Annotated in this window: 16 protein-coding genes; 10 read left to right on the forward strand and 6 right to left on the reverse strand. The window is 74.6% G+C overall.

The window, feature by feature from the left end:
• Window positions 1–112: 112 nt before the first annotated feature.
• Entirely contained in the window at window positions 113–1,258 is a 1,146-nt protein-coding gene (locus AC07BF_RS08325) for an alpha/beta hydrolase (protein ID WP_363579219.1), read from the reverse strand.
• Between the two features lie 306 nt (window positions 1,259–1,564).
• Here AC07BF_RS08325 and AC07BF_RS08330 point away from each other — a divergent pair, with 306 nt between their 5' ends.
• The 7 genes from AC07BF_RS08330 (at window position 1,565) to AC07BF_RS08360 (ending at window position 9,246) form a co-directional block, all read left to right on the forward strand.
• Window positions 1,565–2,590: a sugar ABC transporter substrate-binding protein gene (locus AC07BF_RS08330; RefSeq protein ID WP_478333101.1), complete on the forward strand. Its 1,026-nt coding sequence runs from the start codon at window positions 1,565–1,567 to the stop codon at window positions 2,588–2,590.
• Entirely contained in the window at window positions 2,587–3,618 is a 1,032-nt protein-coding gene (locus AC07BF_RS08335; RefSeq protein ID WP_363579215.1) for an ABC transporter permease, read from the forward strand. Before AC07BF_RS08330 ends, AC07BF_RS08335 begins: the two co-directional genes overlap by 4 nt.
• A complete protein-coding gene (locus tag AC07BF_RS08340) occupies window positions 3,615–4,481 on the forward strand; it encodes an ATP-binding cassette domain-containing protein (RefSeq protein WP_400805035.1) in 867 nt (288 codons plus the stop codon). The genes AC07BF_RS08335 and AC07BF_RS08340 overlap by 4 nt, the downstream gene beginning before the upstream one ends.
• Entirely contained in the window at window positions 4,478–5,584 is a 1,107-nt protein-coding gene (locus AC07BF_RS08345) for an ROK family glucokinase (protein WP_400805037.1), read from the forward strand. Before AC07BF_RS08340 ends, AC07BF_RS08345 begins: the two co-directional genes overlap by 4 nt.
• A 114-nt stretch (window positions 5,585–5,698) precedes the next feature.
• Entirely contained in the window at window positions 5,699–7,492 is a 1,794-nt protein-coding gene (gene ggt / locus AC07BF_RS08350) for a gamma-glutamyltransferase (protein ID WP_400805039.1), read from the forward strand.
• Between the two features lie 136 nt (window positions 7,493–7,628).
• A complete protein-coding gene (locus AC07BF_RS08355; protein ID WP_363579210.1) occupies window positions 7,629–8,432 on the forward strand; it encodes an exodeoxyribonuclease III in 804 nt (267 codons plus the stop codon).
• 154 nt (window positions 8,433–8,586) lie between these two features.
• Entirely contained in the window at window positions 8,587–9,246 is a 660-nt protein-coding gene (locus AC07BF_RS08360) for a hypothetical protein (RefSeq protein WP_400843589.1), read from the forward strand.
• A 71-nt stretch (window positions 9,247–9,317) separates the two neighbouring features.
• Here the strand turns inward: AC07BF_RS08360 and AC07BF_RS08365 are convergent, their stop codons facing one another.
• Window positions 9,318–10,115, reverse strand: coding sequence for a lysoplasmalogenase (locus tag AC07BF_RS08365; RefSeq protein ID WP_400805043.1), 798 nt, complete (start codon window positions 10,113–10,115; stop codon window positions 9,318–9,320).
• Window positions 10,116–10,350: 235 nt separating this feature from the next.
• On the opposite strand from AC07BF_RS08365, the gene AC07BF_RS08370 reads away from it, so the two are divergent.
• On the forward strand, window positions 10,351–12,171 hold the full coding sequence (locus AC07BF_RS08370; protein WP_400805045.1) for a DUF2398 family protein: 1,821 nt from the start codon (window positions 10,351–10,353) through the stop codon (window positions 12,169–12,171).
• A gap of 164 nt (window positions 12,172–12,335) precedes the next feature.
• On the opposite strand, the gene AC07BF_RS08375 is transcribed toward AC07BF_RS08370, so the two are convergent.
• The 4 genes from AC07BF_RS08375 to AC07BF_RS08390 all read right to left on the reverse strand — a co-directional run bounded on the left by AC07BF_RS08375 (window position 12,336) and on the right by AC07BF_RS08390 (window position 16,237).
• Entirely contained in the window at window positions 12,336–12,521 is a 186-nt protein-coding gene (locus AC07BF_RS08375; protein ID WP_350875387.1) for a hypothetical protein, read from the reverse strand.
• A 118-nt stretch (window positions 12,522–12,639) separates the two neighbouring features.
• Window positions 12,640–14,283 carry a BCCT family transporter gene (locus tag AC07BF_RS08380; RefSeq protein ID WP_363579201.1) on the reverse strand — a complete coding sequence of 548 codons (1,644 nt, stop codon included), beginning with the start codon at window positions 14,281–14,283 and terminating at the stop codon, window positions 12,640–12,642.
• Window positions 14,284–14,527: 244 nt separating this feature from the next.
• Complete coding sequence (locus AC07BF_RS08385; RefSeq protein WP_363630658.1) at window positions 14,528–15,187, reverse strand: TetR/AcrR family transcriptional regulator; 660 nt, start codon at window positions 15,185–15,187, stop codon at window positions 14,528–14,530.
• Window positions 15,188–15,337: 150 nt separating this feature from the next.
• A complete protein-coding gene (locus AC07BF_RS08390) occupies window positions 15,338–16,237 on the reverse strand; it encodes an acyl-CoA thioesterase (RefSeq protein WP_363616798.1) in 900 nt (299 codons plus the stop codon).
• A gap of 136 nt (window positions 16,238–16,373) precedes the next feature.
• Here AC07BF_RS08390 and AC07BF_RS08395 point away from each other — a divergent pair, with 136 nt between their 5' ends.
• Complete coding sequence (locus AC07BF_RS08395; protein WP_400805048.1) at window positions 16,374–17,804, forward strand: SWIM zinc finger family protein; 1,431 nt, start codon at window positions 16,374–16,376, stop codon at window positions 17,802–17,804.
• Complete coding sequence (locus tag AC07BF_RS08400; protein ID WP_400805050.1) at window positions 17,801–20,572, forward strand: DUF7824 domain-containing protein; 2,772 nt, start codon at window positions 17,801–17,803, stop codon at window positions 20,570–20,572. Before AC07BF_RS08395 ends, AC07BF_RS08400 begins: the two co-directional genes overlap by 4 nt.
• Window positions 20,573–20,638 lie beyond the last annotated feature (66 nt).

The following is a 20,638-nucleotide window of genomic DNA, read 5'->3' on the forward strand; positions in this document are numbered from 1 at the left end:
GACCAGGAAGACGGCCACCCCCCCCCCCCCCCCCAGCGCCCCCCCCCCCCCCACCCCCCCCCCCCCCCCCCCCTCCTGCATGATCGTTACTGCTTGGGACTACTGCGTGGGACTACTGCGGCGGGATGACCGAGGTCATCCACTCGAAGATGCTCGGCACCATGGTCTTCCACAGCTCGGTGGTGTGCGGGCCGTTGCTCTCCTGGACCTGGACCTTGGTCGGCTCCTTGGCTGCCGCCGCGATCGCCTGGCCGTCCTCCAGGCCGTCGCCCTTCTTGCCGCTGATGTAGAGGCTGACCTTCGGCGGCTGCTGGGCGCTCTTGAGGATGTTGACCGGGTTGTTGGCCTCGCGCAGCTTCGGGTCCTTGCCGACCAGGGAGTCGCTCTCGGACGCCGGGTCGTTGTAGCCGGACATCGAGATCGCGGCCCGGTACCGGTTGGGGTGCGCCAGGGACAGCTTGGCCGCGCAGTGGGCGCCGGCCGAGTAGCCGGCGATGCCCCAGCGGTCCGGGGACGGGTCGGCGCGGAAGTTGTCCATGATCATCTGCGGGACGTCCCGGGTGAGCCAGGCGTCGGCGTTGATCTTGCCGGGGATGTCGGTGCAGCCGGCGTCCTGGTGGTTGCCGAGGAGCAGGGTGCGCGGCGAGACCAGGATGAACGGGGAGACCTTGCCCTGCTGCATCAGCGGCTTGAGCTGCTCGGAGACCTTGAGGGTGCCGTACCAGGTGGAGGAGGAGCCCGGGTAGCCCGGGATCAGCTCGACCACCGGGAACTTCTTGTCCTTGAACGCCGGGTCGTTGTACTGCGGCGGCAGCCAGACCAGCACCTCGCCGTCGACCCCGGACACCTGGCCCTTGAGCTCGGTCTTCTGGACGTCGCCGGGCACCGCCGGGTCGCCCACGCCGGCGAACTTCTGGAGCGCCTTCGGCGGCTGCTTGGCCGCGTCGCCGCCGCCCTGGCCGGCGCCCTCCTTGCCCGAAGCGCCCTGGTCGGCCGGCGCCACCTGCGGCACGGCCCGGACGTGGTCACCGGTGCCGAGCAGGTCGTCCCAGTTGCCGTAGATCAGGTTGGCGTTGTTGACCATCACGAAGACCATCAGCACGGCCGTGATCTGGCAGAACATGATCATGACGAGCCTGGACAGGATCCGCACCGGGTTCGGCCCGCGGACCTTGCTCCAGTACAGGAGCGCCACCGCGATGGACACCGGCACCAGGATGACGGTGAGGATGAAGAATGGCGTACCTGTCAGTTGCATCGAGTTCTCGTATCCGGGTTGCTGGCCGCCCGGGCCCCACTCGCCCGAACGCACTCCAATGGCATTGGACGGCGCGGAACCGATGATCGGTTGCCATCCGAATCTGTGCGGAACCTGAGAGGAACATCACGTTTCCTGTGATGTTCCTGTTTCGGGTCGGCGCTAAGTCTGCCACCCGGACGGCCGTCGTCCGGACGAGATGTCCAGCGAACTTCCAGGAAGGTCCCCCGGGGCACCTTACCTCCCGCGTCGCGGGCGCCGCCGGGCGAGGCGGTGTCATCCACGTGCCGCCCGGCCAGAGAGACTATGGGGATGAGCACAACCCGCTTTCGCCCGTCCCGCCGTTTCTGGCCCGTCTGCGCCCTCCTGGCACTCGCGGTCACCGCGGCCGGTTGCAGCAGTACCGGAGGCCGCCGCGCCGAGGAGGCCCGCGCCAAGGCGTCGGCCGCCGGCGGCAGCGCCGTCACCACCCCGCGCTGGAAGGTCGCCATGGTGACCCACGCCGGGGCCGGCGACGCCTTCTGGGACAGCGTGCGCAAGGGTGCCGAGCAGGCCGCCGCCAAGGACAACATCACCTTCCTGTACTCCAACGACGCGCAGACCCAGAACCAGGTCCAGCTCGTCCAGGCCGCCATCGACCAGAAGGTCGACGGCCTGCTGGTCACCCTCGCCAAGGGCGACGCCATGGCCGACGTCCTCGGCAAGGCCAAGGCCGCCGGCATCCCCGTGATCACCGTCAACTCCGGCCAGGAGTACTCCGCCAAGTTCGGCGCGCTCACCCACATCGGCCAGGACGAGTCCACCGCCGGCCAGGCGGCCGGCACCGAGCTGGCCGGCCGCGGCCGCAAGAACGTGCTCTGCGTCATCCACGAGCAGGGCAACATCGGCCAGGAGCAGCGCTGCTCCGGCGCCCAGTCCAAGGCCGGCGGCGCCTTCCAGGTGCTGTACGTGGACGGCGTCAACATGCCCGACGCCCGCGCCGCGATCTCCGCCAAGCTCCAGGCCGACCCGGCCATCGACACCGTGCTCACCCTCTCCGGCCCGGTGGCCGCCACCGGCCTCCAGGCCGTCCAGGACGTCCACCGCGCCGTCGAGCTCGACACCTTCGACCTGGGGCCGCAGGTGGTGGCCGGACTCAAGTCCGGCTCCGTGGGCTTCGCCGTCGACCAGCAGCCCTACCTCCAGGGCTACGAGGGCGTCGACCTGCTCTGGCTGTACAAGTCCAACCTGGACATGCTCGGCGGCGGCAAGCCCGTCGCGACCGGCCCGCAGATCCTGACCAAGGACGACGCCGACGCGCTCGCCGAGTACGTCGCGAGGGGGACCAGGTGAGCACCACCGACGTCCTCGCCCAGGACCGCCCGGCCGCGCTGCGCCGCCTCCTCGCCCGCCCCGAGCTCGGCTCGCTGATCGCCGCCGTCGCGGTGTTCACCGTCTTCGCGGTGGCCGCCGAACCCTTCCTGCGGGTCTCCTCGCTGGGCACCGTGCTCTACGCGGCGTCCACCATCGGGATCATGGCCGTCCCGGTCTCGCTGCTGATGATCGGCGGCGAGTTCGACCTGTCGGCGGGCGTGCTGGTCACCACCGCCGCGCTGACCTCCTCGATGGTCTCCTACCAGTTCACCGCGGTGACCTGGGTCGGCGTGCTGGTCTCGCTCGCCGTCACCCTGGCCGTCGGCGCCTTCAACGGCTGGATGCTCGGCCGCACCCGGCTGCCCAGCTTCATCGTCACCCTCGGCACCTTCCTGATGCTGACCGGTGCCAACCTCGGCGTCACCAAGCTGGTCTCCGGCACCGTCTCCACCAGGCCGATCTCCGACATGGAGGGCTTCGCCTCCTGCCGCTGGCTGTTCGCCTCCGAGGTCACCGTCGGCGGACTGACGATCAAGGCCACCGTCTGGTGGTGGCTCGGCCTGCTCGCGGTCGGCAGCTGGGTGCTGCTGCGCACCCGCTTCGGCAACTGGATCTTCGCCGTCGGCGGCGACGCGGACGCCGCCCGCGCGGTCGGCGTGCCGGTCGCCCGCACCAAGACCCTGCTCTACCTCGGTGTCGGCTTCGGCGCCTGGGTGCTCGGCCAGCACCTGCTGTTCTCCTTCGACACCGTGCAGTCCGGCGAGGGCGTCGGCAACGAGCTGATCTACATCGTCGCGGCCGTCATCGGCGGCTGCCTGATCACCGGCGGCTACGGCTCGGTGGTCGGCTCCGCGCTCGGCGCGCTGATCTTCGGCATGGCCAGCAAGGGGATCATCTACGCCCAGTGGAACCCGGACTGGTTCAAGTTCTTCCTCGGCGCGATGCTGCTGCTCGCCGCCCTGCTGAACGCGTACGTCAAGCGCCAGGCCGAACGGGGGCCCCGATGAAGACCGAACTGCTCGCCCTGGAGGGCGTCGGCAAGAGCTACGGCACCGTCCGCGCCCTCCAGGACGTCTCGCTCACCCTGCACGCCGGCGAGATCAGCTGCGTGCTCGGCGACAACGGCGCCGGCAAGTCCACCCTGATCAAGATCATCTCCGGGCTGCACCAGCACGACGAGGGCACCTACACCGTCGGCGGCGAGGAGGTCCGGCTCGACTCCCCGCGCCAGGCCCTGGACCGCGGCATCGCCACCGTCTACCAGGACCTCGCCGTCGTCCCGCTGATGCCGGTCTGGCGCAACTTCTTCCTCGGCTCCGAGCAGGGCCACCGCCGCTGGGGCGGCCTGCGCCTGGACGCCGAGGCGATGCGCGCCACCACCCGCGAGGCGCTCGCCCGGATGGGCATCGACCTGCACGACGTGGACCGCCCGATCGGCACCCTCTCCGGCGGCCAGCGCCAGTGCGTGGCGATCGCCCGGGCCGTGCACTTCGGCGCCAAGGTGCTCATCCTGGACGAGCCGACCGCGGCGCTCGGCGTCAAGCAGTCCGGAGTGGTGCTCAAGTACGTCACCGCCGCCCGCGACGCCGGGCTCGGGGTCGTCCTGATCACCCACAACCCGCACCACGCGTACCTGGTCGGCGACCACTTCACCCTGCTCAAGCGGGGCCGGATGGCCGGCAGCCACCCGCGCGCCGAGATCGGCCTCGAACAGCTCACCACCGAGATGGCCGGTGGCTCCGACCTCGCCGAGCTCTCGCACGAGCTGGCCCGGCCCACCGAACCCCAGCCCCGCACCGAACCCCAGCCCCGCACCGACCCCCAGCCCCGTCCTGACCCCGAGCCCCGTGAGGAGCGTCCGCAGCCGTGACCAGCCCCCAAGGCAGCACCCGGCCGGCCGTCCTGCCCACCCTGCTCGGCCTCGGCCCCCGTGCCGAGCGCCGCCGCCGCGCCCTGCCCGCCGGGATACTGCGACTGCCCACCATCGGCGTCGACATCGGCGGCACCAAGGTGGTCGCCGGAGTGGTGGACGGCGAGGGCAAGGTGCTGGAGAAGCTGCGCACCGACACCCCCGACAAGAGCAAGAGCGCCAAGGTCGTCGAGAACGTCATCGTCGACCTGGTGCTGGAGCTCGCCGACCGGCACGACGTCCACGCCGTCGGCATCGGCGCGGCCGGCTGGGTCGACGCCGACCGCTCCACGGTGCTGTTCGCCCCGCACCTGAACTGGCGCGGCGAGCCGCTCCAGCAGGCGCTCAGCGAGCGGCTGCGCTTCCCGGTGATCGTCGAGAACGACGCCAACGCCGCCGCCTGGGCCGAATGGCGCTTCGGCGCCGGGCGCGGCGAGGACCACATGGTGATGCTCACCCTGGGCACCGGCATCGGCGGCGCCGTCGTCCGCGACGGCTACGTCGACCGCGGCAAGTACGGCCTGGCGGGCGAGTTCGGCCACATGCAGGTGCTGCCCGGCGGCCACCGCTGCCCGTGCGGCAACCGCGGCTGCTGGGAGCAGTACTCCTCCGGCAACGCGCTGGTGCGCGACGCCCGCGAACTCGTCGCCGAGGAGTCCCCGGTGGTGCAGACGCTGCTCGCCCGGGCCGGCGGCACCGTCGAGGGCATCACCGGACCGCTGGTCACCGAGGCCGCCCGGGCCGGCGACCCGACCGCCACCGAACTGCTCTACGAGGTCGGCACCTGGCTCGGCGTCGGCATCGCCAACCTGGCCGCCGCGCTCGACCCGGGCCGCTTCGTCATCGGCGGCGGCGTCTCCGAGGCCGGCGACCTGCTGCTCGGCCCGGCCCGGGACACCTTCCGTCGTACCCTCACCGGGCGCGGCTTCCGGCCCGAGGCCAGCATCGTGCACGCCGCACTCGGCAACGAGGCCGGCCTGGTCGGCGCCGCCGACCTCGCCCGGCAGGTCGCCCGCCGGTTCCGCACCATCAAGCGGCGCCGGGTCGAGCGCAGCGGCGTCTGAGCCCTTTCGCCTGATTCGGTTCCGTCAACTACCGGTTGGTAGCGGTGCGGTGTGATTGTCGGGATCATGCCTCCTGTGAGACAACGGAGTTGACGTCGACTCAGGAGGACTCGGATGAGGGCTCTGGCCCGTATCGCACCACCGCTGCTGCTCGCCACCGCCCTGGTCTGGTCCTGCGCCGGGCCGGCCGGGGCGGCGGGGGCGGCCCCGCCGCCGAAGGCCCCCGAGGCGGTGGGCCGGGGCGGAGCGGTGGCCAGCGTCGACGCCGACGCCACCGCGGCCGGCATCGAGGTGCTGCGCAAGGGCGGCAACGCGGTCGACGCGGCGGTCGCGACCGCGGCCGCCCTCGGCGTCACCGAGCCCTACTCCTCCGGCATCGGCGGCGGCGGGTACTTCGTCTACTACGACCACGCCAGCGGCCGGGTGCACACCATCGACGGCCGCGAGGTGGCCGGCCGCACCGCCGACAGCGGGCTGTTCCTGGAGGACGGCAAGCCGCTGGCCTTCGCCGACGCCGTCACCAGCGGCCTGTCCGTCGGCGTCCCCGGCACCGCCGCCACCTGGGACACCGCCCTGCGCCAGTGGGGCACCCGCACGCTCGCCGACGCCCTCGAACCCGCCGAGCGGATCGCCGACAACGGCTTCGTCGTCGACCAGACCTTCCGCGGCCAGACCGCCGACAACTACGACCGGTTCAAGGACTTCCCGGACACCGCCAAGCTCTACCTGCCCGGCGGCAAGCCCCCCGAGGTCGGCACCGTCCTGCGCAACCCCGACCTCGCCGCCACCTACCGGCTGCTCGCCGAGGACGGCGTCAAGGCCTTCTACCAGGGCGACCTCGGCAAGGACGTGGCCAACACCGTCCAGCACCCGCCGGTCGACCCGGCCTCCGGCCGCAAGGCCCGCCCCGGCAAGATCGACACCGCCGACCTCGCCGCCTACCAGGTCCGCCGCCAGGCGCCCACCCACGTCCCGTACCGCGACTACGACGTCTACTCCATCGCCCCCTCCAGCTCCGGCGGCACCACCGTCGGCGAGGCGCTCGGCATCCTGGAGGACGGCGACCTCGGCGCGTACAGCGACACGCAGTACTACCACCACTTCCTGGACGCCTCCCGGATCGCCTTCGCCGACCGCAACCGCTGGGTCGGCGACCCGGCCTTCGGCGACGTCCCCACCAAGGAACTGCTCTCCGCGCGCTACGCCGCCTCCCGGGCCTGCCTGATCAGCCCCGACCGCGCCCTCACCAGCCCGCTCGCCCCAGGCGACCCGCGCCACCCCGCCGACTGCGCCGAGGCCGGCCCCGCCGTCGCCGAGCCCTACGAGGGCCCCAACACCACCCACCTCAGCGTGGCCGACCGCTGGGGCAACGTCGTCTCCTACACCCTCACCATCGAGCAGACCGGCGGCAGCGGCATCACCGTCCCCGGCCGTGGCTTCCTGCTCAACAACGAGCTCACCGACTTCGACTTCTCCCCGCTCACCCCGGGCGTCCCCGACCCCAACCTGCCTGGCCCGGGCAAGCGGCCGCGCTCCTCGATCTCCCCGACCATCGTGCTGCGCGACGGCGAACCGCTGCTCGCCACCGGCAGCCCCGGCGGCGCGACCATCATCACCACCACCCTCCAGGTGCTGCTCGGGCGGCTCGACCGGGGCCTGAGCCTGGAACAGGCCATCGCCGCACCGCGCGCCAGCCAGCGCAACACCGTCGCCACCCAGGCCGAGCCCGGCTTCCTGGCGCTGCCCGAACGGGCCGCCCTGGAGGCGCTCGGGCACAGCTTCACGTCCGTCGCCGAGATCGGCGCCGCCACCGGCGTCGAACGGCTGCCGGACGGGCGGTGGGTGGCCGCGGCCGAACCGGTCCGGCGCGGGGGCGGCTCCGCGGCGGTGGTCCGGCCCACGGGCTGACCGGGCCGCAGGCCGGCCGGGCCGTACTGTCGGTGCCGGGCGGTATGTTCGGGGTGGGCGTCCCCTCGGGGGGTGCCCACCCCTCGTCTCGACCGAAGCACCCGTCCGTACCGAACCACCGGGAAGGCCGCCCGCCGTGACCGTCCGCATCGCCACCTGGAACATCAACTCCGTCACCGCGCGGCTGCCCAAGCTCCTGGAGTGGCTGGAGAGCGCCAAGCCCGACGTGCTCTGCCTCCAGGAGCTCAAGTGCGCGGCCGACGCCTTCCCGTACGAGGCGGTGCGCGCCCTCGGGTACGAGACCGCGGCCCACGGCACCGGCCGGTGGAACGGCGTCGCGATCGTCTCCCGGATCGGCCTGGACGACGTCGTGCGCGACCTGCCCGGCCAGCCCGGCTACCTCGCCGACGGCGCCCTGCTGCCCGACGTCGAGCCGCGCGCCGTCGCCGCCACCTGCGGCCCGGTCCGGGTCTGGTCGGTCTACGTGCCCAACGGCCGCGAGGTCGACCACGCCCACTACCGCTACAAGCTGGAGTGGCTACAGGCGCTGCGCACGGCCGCCACCGAGGACGCCGCCGGGCCCCGCCCGTTCGCCGTCCTCGGGGACTTCAACATCGCTCCCGCCGACGAGGACGTCTACGACGTCGCCGCCTTCGAGGGCCTCACCCACGTCACCCCCGCCGAGCGGGCCGCGCTGGAGGCCCTCGGCGAGGTGGGCCTGCACGACGTGGTGCCGCGCCCGCTCAAGTACGACCGCCCCTACACCTACTGGGACTACCGCCAGCTGGCCTTCCCCAAGAACCGGGGCATGCGGATCGACCTCACCTACGCCAACAAGCCGTTCGTGGACGCCGTCACCGACAGCTACGTGGACCGCGAGGCCCGCAAGGGCAAGGGCACCTCGGACCACGCGCCGGTCGTGGTGGACCTCGACCTGTGAATCACCCTGGGTGAGGGGCGGTAACCCGAACGGTCCCGACCGGTGGCCGGGGCCGGGCGGGCTGCCTACTGTCGGGCATAACCGGGTGCAGTTGTTCGACCACGTGGACATCGGAGTCCCCCCGGCTGCGCCCGAGAATCCCGGAGGTTCCGGCATGCGCCCCATGCGTACGGCCGCCGCCGCCCTGATCGGCGCGACGGTGCTGACCGGCCTGACGGCCCCCCTCGCATCCGCCAGGGACGGCTCGGCCTCGGTCAGCCCGCCCCAGGCCGCACCGGGCCAGACCGTGAAGCTCACGGTCTCCTGTGAGAAGTCGGACAAGCCCGACGCCAAGACCATCACCGCCCACTCCGCCGCGTTCGAGGGCGGTCCGGCCACTCTCACCCTGGGCTCCGACGGCAAGCACAGCGGCTCGGCCCGGCTGGCCGGCCAGCACTCCGGGGACAACAAGATCGACGGCACCTGCCCGGACGGCGGGGCGTTCTCCACCAAGGTCGCGGTCGCCGGCGTCCCGGTCGCCGGCTCCGACAGGGACTCCGACAAGGGCTCCGAGAAAGGGCCTGAGAAAGGCGCCGAGAAGGGTCCCGAGAAGGGTCCCGAGAAAGGCCTCGGCGACTGGGGCAAGGCGGCCGGCGAGTGGGCGGGCTCGCTCGGCCAGTCCGGCGCCGGCGGCCAGCAGGTCGCCCCGCACGGCGCCGTGAACACCGGCCTCGGCGGTTCGGTCGCGGCCGATCCGGCGGAGCTGGCCGGGGGCCTGGCCCTGGTGGCGGGCGGCGTCGGAGGCTTCTGGCTGCTGCGGCGGCGCGGTGCCTGATGGGCACCGCCGCCGTTTTGTTTTCCCCGCGCGCCGTCGGACCCTGACCGGGCCGACGGCGCACAGGCGTGTCAGCCGGCCTGCGGCGCGGGCTTCCGCTGCTGCTGAGGCCCGTGCCCGGTTTCCTGCCCGTGCTTGTTCTCGTGCCCGAGTTCGAGCTCACGGTGCCCGTGCCCGTGCTCGTGCTCGTGCTCGTGCCGGAGGGTGCCGCTGGCCAGCAGGTACTGGGCCAGGACGTACGTCGCCATGATCCAGAACTGGTGCCCCGGCAGCTCCCGCCACTTCGCCAGCTGGGTGGCGATCAGTGTGTCGGACAGCAGGAACAGCGCCCCGCCCAGCCCGGTCCGCCAGCCCAGCCCGGCCGAGGTGACGGCCGTGGAGGCGAGCAGCAGGCTGTAGCCGGCCACCGGGATCCGCAGGTCCCCGAGGTCCGGCCAGAGCTGCCCGACCATGGCCACCCAGGCGGTCGCGTACGCGGCCGCCACCACCAGGGCCCGCCGACGGTCGGTCAGCGCCCCGCGCCGGACGAACATCGTCACGTAGCAGACGTGCGCCGCCGCGAACGAGCCCATCCCGGCCAGGAACGCGGTGTCGTTCTTCAGCTGGAGCAGCACGTCCCCGCCCGCGCTCAGCAGCAGTGCCGGGGCCAGCGGCTTCGGCGCCCGCCGCCCGGCGGTGGCGGCCGCGGCGACGCTGTGCGCGGCCAGCAGCGGCATCAGGGCCGGCTTGGTGGCGTTCTGCAGCACGGACGCGCCGGAGGCGATCGCGCCTAGGTGCGTCGCCGAGGCGGCCGCGAAGCCGCCGAGCAGGCCGGCGGCCGAGCGCAGGCGGCCGCCGAGGACGGCACGGGTGGTCGTACGGATGCTCATGCGGCTGCTGACCTCCGGGGTCGGGCGGTGGGGGGAGTGGGACGAACCCTAGGCGACCCGCCGGTGCGGCGGAAGAGCGGGTTACCGGCGCGTAACCCGGGTGGTGCGGGGCGGGTGACGGCGCGGCGGCGGGTGCGGGCCGGCGGGTGGCGTAGCGGAGGGCGGCCGGTCACTTCGGCGCACGGCCGGTTGCTGCCGCCGGGTGACCCGGCCACCGTCTAGTCTGGTCCCCGACATGGAGCAGCAGGAGTACGCGGTCGGCGCCACCCGGGTGGCCACCGGCAGGCCGGACGGGCGCACGGGCGGGACGGGGCGGAGGACCACCGACGCCCTCCTCGCCGTACGCGAACCCGCGGCCGGGCCGGCGCCCGAAGCCGTGTCCGGCCCCCGTGCTGACGCCGCGCCGACCAGGCCCGCGCCGGAGCCGGGCGCCGCCTCCGCGCTCTCGCCCGACCCGGGCCTGCTCCGGCTCGCCCACTGGTTCGCCGCCGCCACCCCCGGCACCGCCGACGACCTGTGCGCCGCCTCCTTCGGCCTCTACCCGGCCCGCCATCTCGGCGCCCCCGCCGAAGCGGCGCCCGACGCCGACGTCAGCTGGTGGCACGGCCCCACCGCGCACGCCACCGCCGCCCTGCGCTCCCGGGGGCCCCGCCCCGTCGGCGGTCTGCGCCGCGCCCGGCGGGACGCCTCCGCGCTGCCCGTCGTCCGGTCAGGTGCCAAGCCGGGCAGGCCCGGCAGGCACCGCAAGCCCGAGCGCACCCGCCCGGTGCCGGGCGCGCAGGATCGTTCCGGCCAGGACCTTCCGATACCGGCCCCGGCCCTGCCCGTCGCGGACGTTTGCGCCCCGGCCCTTCCCGCCGTCGACCTGCCCGCCGCCGAACGCCGGATCGCCGCCCGGCTGCTGCTCGCCCACCCGCTGGTCACCGCCTCCGGCCCGCACGCCGACGGCTTCCCGCTGATTCGCCGTCACCGCGACTGGCTCGTCGAACGCTTCGACGCCCTGCTCGGCTACCGGCTCGTCGTCGGCCCCTGGCACGCCCGGCTCTGCAAGGCCGGCCTCGGCCCCGGCGCCGCCCGCCGCCTCGAACACCCCGCGACCGGCGCCCCGTTCACCCCCGCCGGTTACGCCCAACTCGCTCTCGCCCTCGCCCTGTTGGTCGACGCCCCCGAGCAACTGCCGTACGGGCGGCTGCTCGACGCCATGCGCGCCGCGGCGCCGGGCCTCGCCGCCGGCCCGGCCGACCGCGCGATGGCCCTCGCCGCGCTCGCCGACTGGCAGGTCCTCGGCGACCTGCCGGCCGACCCGGCCGACCCGGCCGACCCGGCCGACCCGGCCGTCCGGGCCGCCGTACTGACCGTCGACCGCGAACTCGCCCGCTCCGTCCCGGCCGGCCCGCCCGCCCTCGCCGACGACGCCGCCGACCTGATCCGCCGCGCCGCCGACGCCGAACCCGCCACCGCCGTGCGCCGTCTGCTCGCCGAGACCCCCGCCGTCCTCGACGCCGACCTCCCCGAGGACCGGAGCGCCTGGCTGCACGAGCACCGGCTGAGCGGCCCGGCCGCGCTAGCCGACTTCCTCGGCCTGGAGACCGAGCTGCGGACCGAGGGCGTCGCCCTGCTCGACCCGGCCGACGAGCTCACCGACCTCGTCTTCCCCGGCGCCGGCCCCCTGCCGCAGGCCGCCCTGCTGCTGCTCGAACGCCTGGTGGAGGAAGTCCGCCCGCTGCCCGGCGAGACCACCACCGGCGGCGACGTCCCGATCCCCGACGCGCTGATAGACGGCCTCCTCGGCGACATCGCCGACGAGTACGGCCTCCCGGCCCGCTGGCGCCGCGACTACCTCGCCGACCGTACCGCGCTGCGCCGCGACGCCCTCGACCTGCTCCACAACCTCGGCCTGATCACCCCCACCCCCCGCGGCAGCCGCTCCCCGGGCTGGCTCCTGCGCCCGCCCGCCGCCCGCTACGCCCCCGCCCCGGACTTCCACCCCGTCCCCGGCACCGGCCGCCACTCCCGCCCCGCGCCGGCCGGGGCCCGGGAGCAGCGGCGCGCCTGAGGCCGGTTCGCCGCCCAGCTCCGCTGTCTCGCCTCGCTGTCGCGCCTCGCCGCTCCGCCGTCGCCGGAAAGGCGGAAGCACCGCGTCCGGGGGCGGACGGCGGTGCTGAAGGGGTGGATCGGACGGTCAGTCGGTCTCTTTCTCTCCGGTTGCTTTCTCGCGGGTCACTTTCTCGCGGTGGCCGTGGTGGCGGCGAGGGTGCCGTGCTGGACGGTCTCGACGGTGGCGCCGACGCCGAAGGTGCCGAGGGCGATGGAGGCGAGGACGGCGGTGGCGGCGAGGAGTCGGCGGTGGCGCCGGGGGAGCGGGAAGCGCGGTTCCTGGTAGGGCGCCTGAGGGCTGGCGTTCATGACAGGGAGGGTTCCAGGGTGGTGTGAACGGTCGGTACGCGCGGGTGAAGTCCGGGCGGGGGTTGGGCGTCGGTTGGCCGCGTACGCCCCACCCGCGCGGGTGAGGCGTACGCGCTGGTCAGCGGCGTGGTGTGCGTTCGGCGAGGGCCTCGCCGACGGCGACCCGGACGGCGTCGCGCAGGCCGTGCACGGGGTGCAGGCGGGACGGGCCGGCGGCCGGGTCCTCGCGGAGCTCCTTCACCAGGGACACGCAGAGCAGCAGCATCACGACCACGAACGGCAGCGCGACCAGGATCGTCGCGTTCTGCAGCGCGGTGAGCCCGCCGGCCAGCAGCAGGGCGGCGGCGACCCCGCCCATCAGCACGCCCCAGACGACCACGAGCCAGGTGCGCGGGTGCAGCGAGCCGCGGCTGGAGAGCGAGCCGAGGACGAGGGAGGCGGAGTCGGCGCTGGTGATGAAGAAGGTCATCACCAGCAGCACGGCGACGACGCTGGTGGCGGAGCCGAGCGGCAGCGAGCGCAGCATCTCGAACAGCGAGGCCTCCGCGCCCTTCGGGATGGTCGCGACCAGGTCGGCCGTGCCTGTGGTGACCAGCCGGATCGCGGTGCCGCCCATCACGCAGAACCAGATCACGGTGGCCCCGCTGGGCACCAGCAGGACGCCGAGCAGGAACTGCCGGATGGTGCGGCCGCGGGAGATGCGGGCGATGAAGGTGCCGACGAAGGGGGCCCAGGAGAGCCACCAGGCCCAGTAGAAGATCGTCCAGGAGCCGAGCCAGCTCTCGTCGGTGAAGGCCCCGGTCTGGGTGGACATGCCGAGCAGGTCGGAGAGGTAGCCGCCGACGGTGGAGGGGATCGCGTCCAGCGTGAACACCGTCGGGCCGAACACGAAGACGAAGAGCATGATCAGCGAGGCCAGGACGACGTTCGCGGTGGAGAGCCACTTGACGCCCTTGTGGACGCCGGAGAAGGCGGAGAGCACGAAGGCGGCGGTCAGCGAGCCGATGATGATCAGCTGGGCGTTCTGGGTGTTGCGCACGGAGGTGATGTAGCCGAGGCCGTCGGCGACCTGGAGCGCGCCGAGGCCGAGGCTGGTGGCGGAGCCGAAGACGGTGGCGAAGACGGCCAGCAGGTCGATCGCGCGCCCGGCCCAGCCGTCGGCGCCGCGCTGGCCGATGAGCGGGACGAAGGCGGCGGAGATGCGGTTGCCGCGGCCCTTGCGGAAGGTGGTGTAGGCGAGGGCGAGGCCGCCGACGGCGTAGATCGCCCACGGGTGCAGCGTCCAGTGGAACAGCGAGAACTCCAGGGCCTGCTGGGCGGCGGCCGCGCTCTGCGGTTCCAGGCCGGAGCCGGGCTGCGGGGTGGCGAACAGCTGGAGCGGCTCGCCGACGCCGTAGAACATCAGGCCGATGCCCATGCCGGCGCTGAACATCATGGCGACCCAGGCGAGGGTGGAGAACTCGGGTTCGTCGTCGTCGCGGCCGAGCCGGATGCGGCCGAAGCGGCTGAAGGCGAGCAGCACGGTGAGGACGAGGAAGACGTCGGCGGCCACCACGAACAGCCAGCCGAAGTTGTGCAGGACCCAGCCGAGCGCGCTGCTGGAGGTCCGGCCGAGCGAGTCCTCGGCGAAGACTCCCCAGGCGACCACGGCCAGCACCAGGGCGGCGCTGATCCCGAACACCGCCCGGTCGGCGGGCAGGGTCGCGGCGGGTTCGTCGGGTTCCTCCGCGCGTTGGTCGGGCTGCGGCGGCTGGCTGCTCATCGGGTGGACTCTCCTGCCTCGGGGCGGACGTGGGCTTCGGCGACATCGGCGGATTAAAGCTGCATGTCGCACTATGTCCAGTTCGTGCCGCGAGGGGCGGGAGGGCGCGCCGGGGAGGCGGAGGGTGGGGACTTACGTCCCGTCAGGCCGGGTGCTCATGGGCCGGGGCGCGCGCGGCGAGCCGGAACCACGGGCGGAAGCCGTCCGGCACCGGGGAGTTGAGCCGGCTGTCGCGTCGGACGGGTCAGGGCCGGTGGGCGCCGGACGGGACCTCGTACGGCGCCGGGTACGGCGTCTCGTACGGGTTCAGCACCAGCCGCACCACGTCCTCCAGCCGCCGCCGGGCGTCGCCGAGGGTGGTGCGCCCGGTCACCCAGGCGGTCAGCTCGCCCTGCCAGGCGTGGGCGACGATGTGCCGCACCAGGTCGCTGGCGGCGGCCGGCACCTCGGTCGTCACCGCCTGGAGGGCGGTGCTGTCGGCCCGGGCCATGCCCTGCAAGGTCTCGCTGGCGAACGGATCGGTGGAGGCGGCGACGGCCACCCGCAGCCGGGCCAGCTCGGGCTGGCGCTGGTAGGCCCGCATCCCGCCGCGGACGAAGCGGACCGCCCGGTCGGTGGCCCCCCGCCCGGCGCGCGGGCCGCGCAGCTCCGCCACCAGGTCGGCCAGCAGCAGGCGGTGCCACTCGGCGATCGCCGCGGCCAGGAGGTGGTCCTTGGAGGAGAAGTAGCGGTACGCCGTCCCCAGGGCGACTCCGGACCGCTCGCAGACCTGTTTCATCTGCAGCCGTTCGACGCCGATCTCGTTCACCAGGGCGAGCGCGGCCGCGATCAGGCTTCCGCGGCGTTCGAGCTGGCGCGGAGACATCGCCTCCACCGGCCGTGGTGACAGGTCAACCTTGGTCACCCGCACCATGATACGGGCCGGGGCCGCTCAGGAGTATGACGCCGACCGGCCCCCTTGCGTTCGCCGTGCGGTCACCGTCGCCGGGGTCCGGGCCGCCGGCCCGTTCCGCCCCGGCCCGTTCCGCCCCGCGCCGTCCCGTCCCGCGCCGGATCAGCGCAGCCGGCGGATCAGCGACTCCTGCACGGCGGAGGCGACCAGCCGCCCGTCCCGGTCGTAGAACTCGCCGAGCGACAGCCCCCGGCCGTCCGAGGAGGACGGGCTGCGCTGGGCGAACAGCAGCCACTCGTCGGCCCGGAACGGGCGGTGGAACCACATCGCGTGGTCGAGCGAGGCGATCAGCAGCCGGGGCGGCTCGGTGCGCTGGAAGAAGTTCGGCTGCTCGTGCAGCCCGGCGGTGGAGGCCAGCGTGAGGTCGGAGAGGTAGGTGAGCGCGCAGACGTGCAGAAGCGGGTCGCCCTCGGGCAGCGGGGAGGCGATGCGCAGCCAGACGAACTGCTGCGGCATCCCCGGCACGGACGCCGGCACGCCCGGCGCGTCCGGCGGGACGAAGCGCAGTTCGAGGTCGCGGAAGCCGCCGGTGCCGGTGATCGCCGCGCGCAGGGCCGGGTCCCAGAGCGAGAAGGCGTCCGGCAGGGTCTCCGGCCCGGGCAGCGGCGGCATCGTGCGGTGGCGGTCGGTCGCGGTCTCGGGGCGTTTGAAGGAGGCGGAGAGGGTGAAGATCGCGTTCTGGTTCTGCACCGCCGTCACCCGGCGGGTGGTGTAGGAGACGCCCTCGCGGACCCGTTCGACCTCGTAGCGGATCGGCTGGGACGGGTCGCCGGGCAGCAGGAAGTAGCCGTGCAGCGAGTGCACCGCACGCGGGCCCTCGCAGGTGCGGCCGGCGGCGGTGAGCGCCTGCGCGGCGACCTGTCCGCCGAAGGCGCGCATCGGCGCCCCGGCGTGGCAGCGGCCCCGGAACGTGTTCTCGTCCAGTCGTTCCAGCTCCAGCAGTCCGGCGAACGAGCCGGCCGGGCGGTCGGCCCGGATTTCCTGTTCTGTCAGGTCGGTCACGGGCCCATAGTGGCAGAATCCCGCCGCGCCGCGGTGTGACCTGGGTAACGCCCCGGGGCTCCGGCGCCTGGTAGAACCTGTTCCAGTGCGGTCGCGGCCCGACGGATTGTCAGTGCCCTCACCTAGCGTGTTCGACATGACGCAATCCGCACACGCGTACGCCTATCTGCGCCCGTCCGCCGTCCTCGACGGCGCCGACGGCCGGCACCTCGACCTGGCCACCTCCGGCGGCGCCACCCCGCTCGGGGAAACGGCCAACCCGCGCTTCTTCGCGGGCTTCCTGGCCGACCCGGCGCCGGCCGCCGCCGCGCTGCTCGCCGTCGCGGACGTCGCCGCCGCGCGGTACTACCAGCCGCAGCTGCGCTCCTCGCTCGACCCGGTGGTCACCGCCAACGGGGACCGGCTGCGCTTCGAGTCGTTCTCCGGCTGCTGCGGCGTCTACGCCCGGCTCGACGTGCTCCAGGCCGGCCTCGACGGCGACGAGATCGGCCACGGCACCACCAACGTGGACGTCAACAACCCGCTGCGGGAGGCCCTGACCAGGATCGGCCCGAGCGACCCGCTGCACCTCGCGGTCGGGCCGGACGCGCTGGAGGTCACCAGCTTCGACGGGCCGCTGGTCGAGAAGAAGGTGCCGCTGCCGCAGCGCTGGCTGCGCGGCTTCGCCGAGACCCAGGTCGTCGCCGCCGGCTTCGACCTGCGCGCCGAACTGCCCGCCGCCGAGGCGGTCCGCTTCCTGCGCTCGCTGCCGCGCGGCGGCCGCTCCAGCACCGCCTGGGTCGTCCCGGCCGGGCGGACGCTGCGGCCCACCACCCGGCCGGTGCCCGGCGCCGTCTGCCTGCCCGGGCCCGACCGGCTGGTGGCGCTCCAGCGGGTGCTGCGGCACGCGCTCGCCCTGCGGGTGTACGGCCCGGTCGCCGCCACCGGCCCGGCCGCCTCGGCGTGGGAAGTGGTCCTGCCCGGCATGCGGCTCACCCTGACCCTCTCGCCCGACGCCTCCCGGGGCTTCTCCGGCGAGGGCGGAATGCTCGGCGCGCTCGCCACCGGCACCGCCGAGCAGGACGCCGACCTCGTCGCGGTACTGCTCGCCTGGGAGCCGCGGATCGAGGTCGCCGACCTCGCCGAGCAGTCCGGGCTCAGCCACGAGCGGGTCCGCGCCGCGCTCACCCGGCTCGGCACCGCCGGGCAGATCGGCTACGACACCGCCGAGGCCGCCTACTTCCACCGCCAGCTCCCGTACGACGCCGGGCGGGCCGAGGCCGCCAACCCGCGGCTGCGTGCCGCCCAGGCCTTGGTCGCGGCGGGCGCGGTGCGGCTGGAGCCGGGCGGCACGACGGCCGTCGTCATGGTGGACGACCACATCCAGCGGGTGCGTACGGACGAGGCGGGGCGCCTCGGCTGCACCTGCCTCTGGTGGGCCAAGTACCGTGGCGGGCGCGGTCCGTGCAAGCACGCGCTGGCGGTCGCGATGGTGCGGGAGGCGGCCCAACGGGCGGCCGGGGAACAGGTTCCGGCGGTCCCGGCGGTCCCGGCGGTTCCGACGACGGATAAGGGGGTCCAGGCATGAGCGCGGCGGCAGGGGGGTCGGAGGCGGTGCGGGGCGCGACGGCGGTGGCGCCGATGCCGGAGGCGGTGCGGGGCGAGGCGGCGGTCGAGGACCTGCTCGCCGCCGTCCGGGGCGGACGGATGCCGCAGATACCGGCGCTGGTCGCCGCGCTGGACCAGGCGCAGCGCCGGGACTGCCTGCTCGCATTGAAGGCGCTGCGCAAGGAACTGCGTGACGAGTGGTCGAAGGAGGCGCTCGCCACCAGGGGCGCCCTGCTGCTGGCCGGCGCCGGCTGCCACCCCGGCCCGGCCGGGGCCGCCACCTGGCTCGGCGCCCGCGACTTCACCTCGCTCGGCTGGGCCCGCCACCCGGCGGTGGGCCAACTCGTCGCGGCGCAGCCGGTGGAGTGGCAGATCGAGGTGGCCACCCGGCTCGCCGCCCGGCCGGCGCCGAGCTGGGGCTGGGCGCTGTACCCGGTGATCGAGGCCGTGGTGCGCCGCACCGGCTGCGCGGTGCCGCAGAGCGAGCCCTTCGTCCGCGAGTGGATGGAACGCCAGCGCCGGGGCAGCGGCGCACGGCCCACCCTGGTCGAGCTGCTGCGGGCCGACGCGTTCACCCCGCTGCTGCTGCCCCGGGTGTTCGAACTCGCCGACATCGGTGGCGCGGTGTCCTTGCGGTTCAGCCCCCGCCCCGGGGACGCCTTTACGGAGGCGATCGCCGAACTCGCCGCCGCCGGCGACCTCGACCGGGCCGACCTGATCGACCGCTGCCTGGCCCGGCTGCTGCGCGGCGGCAAGCCGGCCGACCAGCGCTTCTTCCTCGACGTGCTGAGGGCCCTCGCCCCGACCCCGCAGGAGTACGCCGCCCGGGTACGGGACGTGCTGCCGCTGCTGGACGGGCTGTCGGTGGTCGCCGGGCACGCCCAGGAGGTGCTCGCCGGGCTGGACGAGGCCGGGCTGATCGAACCCGAGGTGCTGGTCGAGTCCTCCGCGGTGGTGCTGTTCCGGGCCGAGAAGAAGCTCGTCCGCGCCCAACTCGGCTGGCTGGAGCGGGCGGCCCGGCGCGAGCCCGGGCGGTCCGGGCCGGTAGTGCTCGCGGCCGCCGAGGCGTTCGGGCACCCGGACCAGGCCGTCCAGGAGCGGGCGCTGAACGTGGTGGCCCGCCACCTGCGCGTGGCCGGGGAGGCCGTCCTGCCCGAACTGCGGCTCGCCGCCGAGGCGCTGAACCCCGCCCACCACCGGCGCGCCGGTGAACTGTTCGGCGCACCGGTCGGTGGCGACGGCGACGACGACCCGGACACCGGGTGGAACGAACTCCTCCCGCCCGCCCCCCAGCCCCTCCCGATCGGCCCGCCGATCGCCTCGGCGGCCGAACTCGCGCAGGAGCTGTCCGCCCTGCTCGCCGCCGACGAGCCGGAGCCGGCGGTCTTCGAGCGCGTGCTGGACGGCCTGGTCCGCCAGGCCTACCAGGACCGGGCGGCGCTCGCCGAGGCGCTGGAGCCGGTCCGGCGGGTCCACCCGTGGAGCGGCGTCGGCCGCTGGCACGACTGCTCGCCCCGGGACGTCCTCTACGTCGCGGCCGCGGTGGCCGGCGAGACGCCGCCGCACCGGGTCTGGGACTTCCTCGGCGGCAAGAAGAAGCGCTCCCCGCTGCGCGGCCAGAACGACACCGCGCAGGGCACCGCCCTCGCCGCCCGGCTGGAGGAGGCCGCCTGGCAGGTGACCGCCGACCGGCCGCCCTACCTGCTGGCCATCCCGACCGACACCACCGGGGCGCTCGACCCCGGCACGCTGGTCGAACGCCTCGCCGGGTACCAGGCGGCGGGCATCACCCCCGGCCGGGCCGACCTGTGCGCGGCCCTGCTGCGGGTCGGCCCCCGCGCCGACGCCGGGGTGTTGCGTGCCGCCGAGGCGCTCACCTCGCCGTCCGGGCGGTGGGTCGCCCAGTGGCTGCGCACCGGCGGCCTGCCCGACCAGCCGTCCGAGCGGGTGCTGTTCGCCCCCGGCCGGGGCTCGAAGCACGGCCACCAGTACGCGGACCGCTGGTGGGAGGACGTCCGGCGGGTGGCCGTCGCCCAGCCCGGCATCGGGGCCGGCCCGAAGGGCCCGGACGGCGAGCGGCTCGCCCCCGAGTTCAGGGCGCTGCTGGAGGGCACCGAGCCGAGCGTGGCCCGGGCCCGCAAGGTGGGCGGCTGGACGTGGCGGCCCACGGCGCACTGGGCCGCGATGCTCCCCTGGCACCGGGAGGAACTGGCGGCCCGGTGGCTCGACCACTTCGCCGCGGGCGCCGACCGGGACGAGCGCGACACGGGCCGGCTGCTGCCCGCTCTCGCCGAGGCCGGCGGCCCGGCCGGGCTCGCCCTGCACCTGGCGCTGGCCTACGGCCTGGGCGCCCGGCACACCGAGGACCGGACGGCGGCCGTCGACGCCCTGCTGGTGCTCGCCGCCCGCGGCGACCTGGACGGCGCGCAGCTCGGCCGCGAACTCGGCGCGCTGGTCGACTGCGGCGCGGTGAAGCTCAACCGGCTCGCGGCGGCGCTCGCCCTGGCCGCCGGGACGGGCGCCTACGGCACGGTCTGGTCGGTGCTCGAGCCCGCGCTGCCGGCCCTGCTGGGCGGCGAGGGCACGCCCGCCCGGGGCCTCGGCGACCTGCTCGCCCTCGCGGCGGACTGCGCCCGGCGCACCCGCACCCGGGGACCGGTGGCCGAGGTGACGGCGACGGCGGAGCAGGGCGGATCGAGCCGCCTGGTCAAGGAGGCCCGCGCCCTGCGGGACGTCCTGGCGGGGTGACACCGCGGCCGCCAGCAGGGCGAGGAGCACCACCGGGTGACGGCGGGTCGCTGGCGGCGTCGGGTC

Source organism: Kitasatospora sp. NPDC043950, assembly GCF_056435345.1.

What these genes read in the sequence shown, in the direction of transcription:
- AC07BF_RS08340 (WP_400805035.1), top strand. Translation starts at nt 3,615, where the DNA reads ATGAAGACCGAACTGCTCGCCCTGGAGGGCGTCGGCAAGAGCTACGGC.
- AC07BF_RS08400 (WP_400805050.1), top strand. Translation starts at nt 17,801, where the DNA reads ATGAGCGCGGCGGCAGGGGGGTCGGAGGCGGTGCGGGGCGCGACGGCG.
- AC07BF_RS08380 (WP_363579201.1), bottom strand. Translation starts at nt 14,283, where the DNA reads ATGAGCAGCCAGCCGCCGCAGCCCGACCAACGCGCGGAGGAACCCGAC.
- AC07BF_RS08325 (WP_363579219.1), bottom strand. Translation starts at nt 1,258, where the DNA reads ATGCAACTGACAGGTACGCCATTCTTCATCCTCACCGTCATCCTGGTG.
- ggt (WP_400805039.1), top strand. Translation starts at nt 5,699, where the DNA reads ATGAGGGCTCTGGCCCGTATCGCACCACCGCTGCTGCTCGCCACCGCC.
- AC07BF_RS08365 (WP_400805043.1), bottom strand. Translation starts at nt 10,115, where the DNA reads ATGAGCATCCGTACGACCACCCGTGCCGTCCTCGGCGGCCGCCTGCGC.
- AC07BF_RS08395 (WP_400805048.1), top strand. Translation starts at nt 16,374, where the DNA reads ATGACGCAATCCGCACACGCGTACGCCTATCTGCGCCCGTCCGCCGTC.
- AC07BF_RS08370 (WP_400805045.1), top strand. Translation starts at nt 10,351, where the DNA reads ATGGAGCAGCAGGAGTACGCGGTCGGCGCCACCCGGGTGGCCACCGGC.
- AC07BF_RS08360 (WP_400843589.1), top strand. Translation starts at nt 8,587, where the DNA reads ATGCGCCCCATGCGTACGGCCGCCGCCGCCCTGATCGGCGCGACGGTG.
- AC07BF_RS08375 (WP_350875387.1), bottom strand. Translation starts at nt 12,521, where the DNA reads ATGAACGCCAGCCCTCAGGCGCCCTACCAGGAACCGCGCTTCCCGCTC.
- AC07BF_RS08330 (WP_478333101.1), top strand. Translation starts at nt 1,565, where the DNA reads ATGGGGATGAGCACAACCCGCTTTCGCCCGTCCCGCCGTTTCTGGCCC.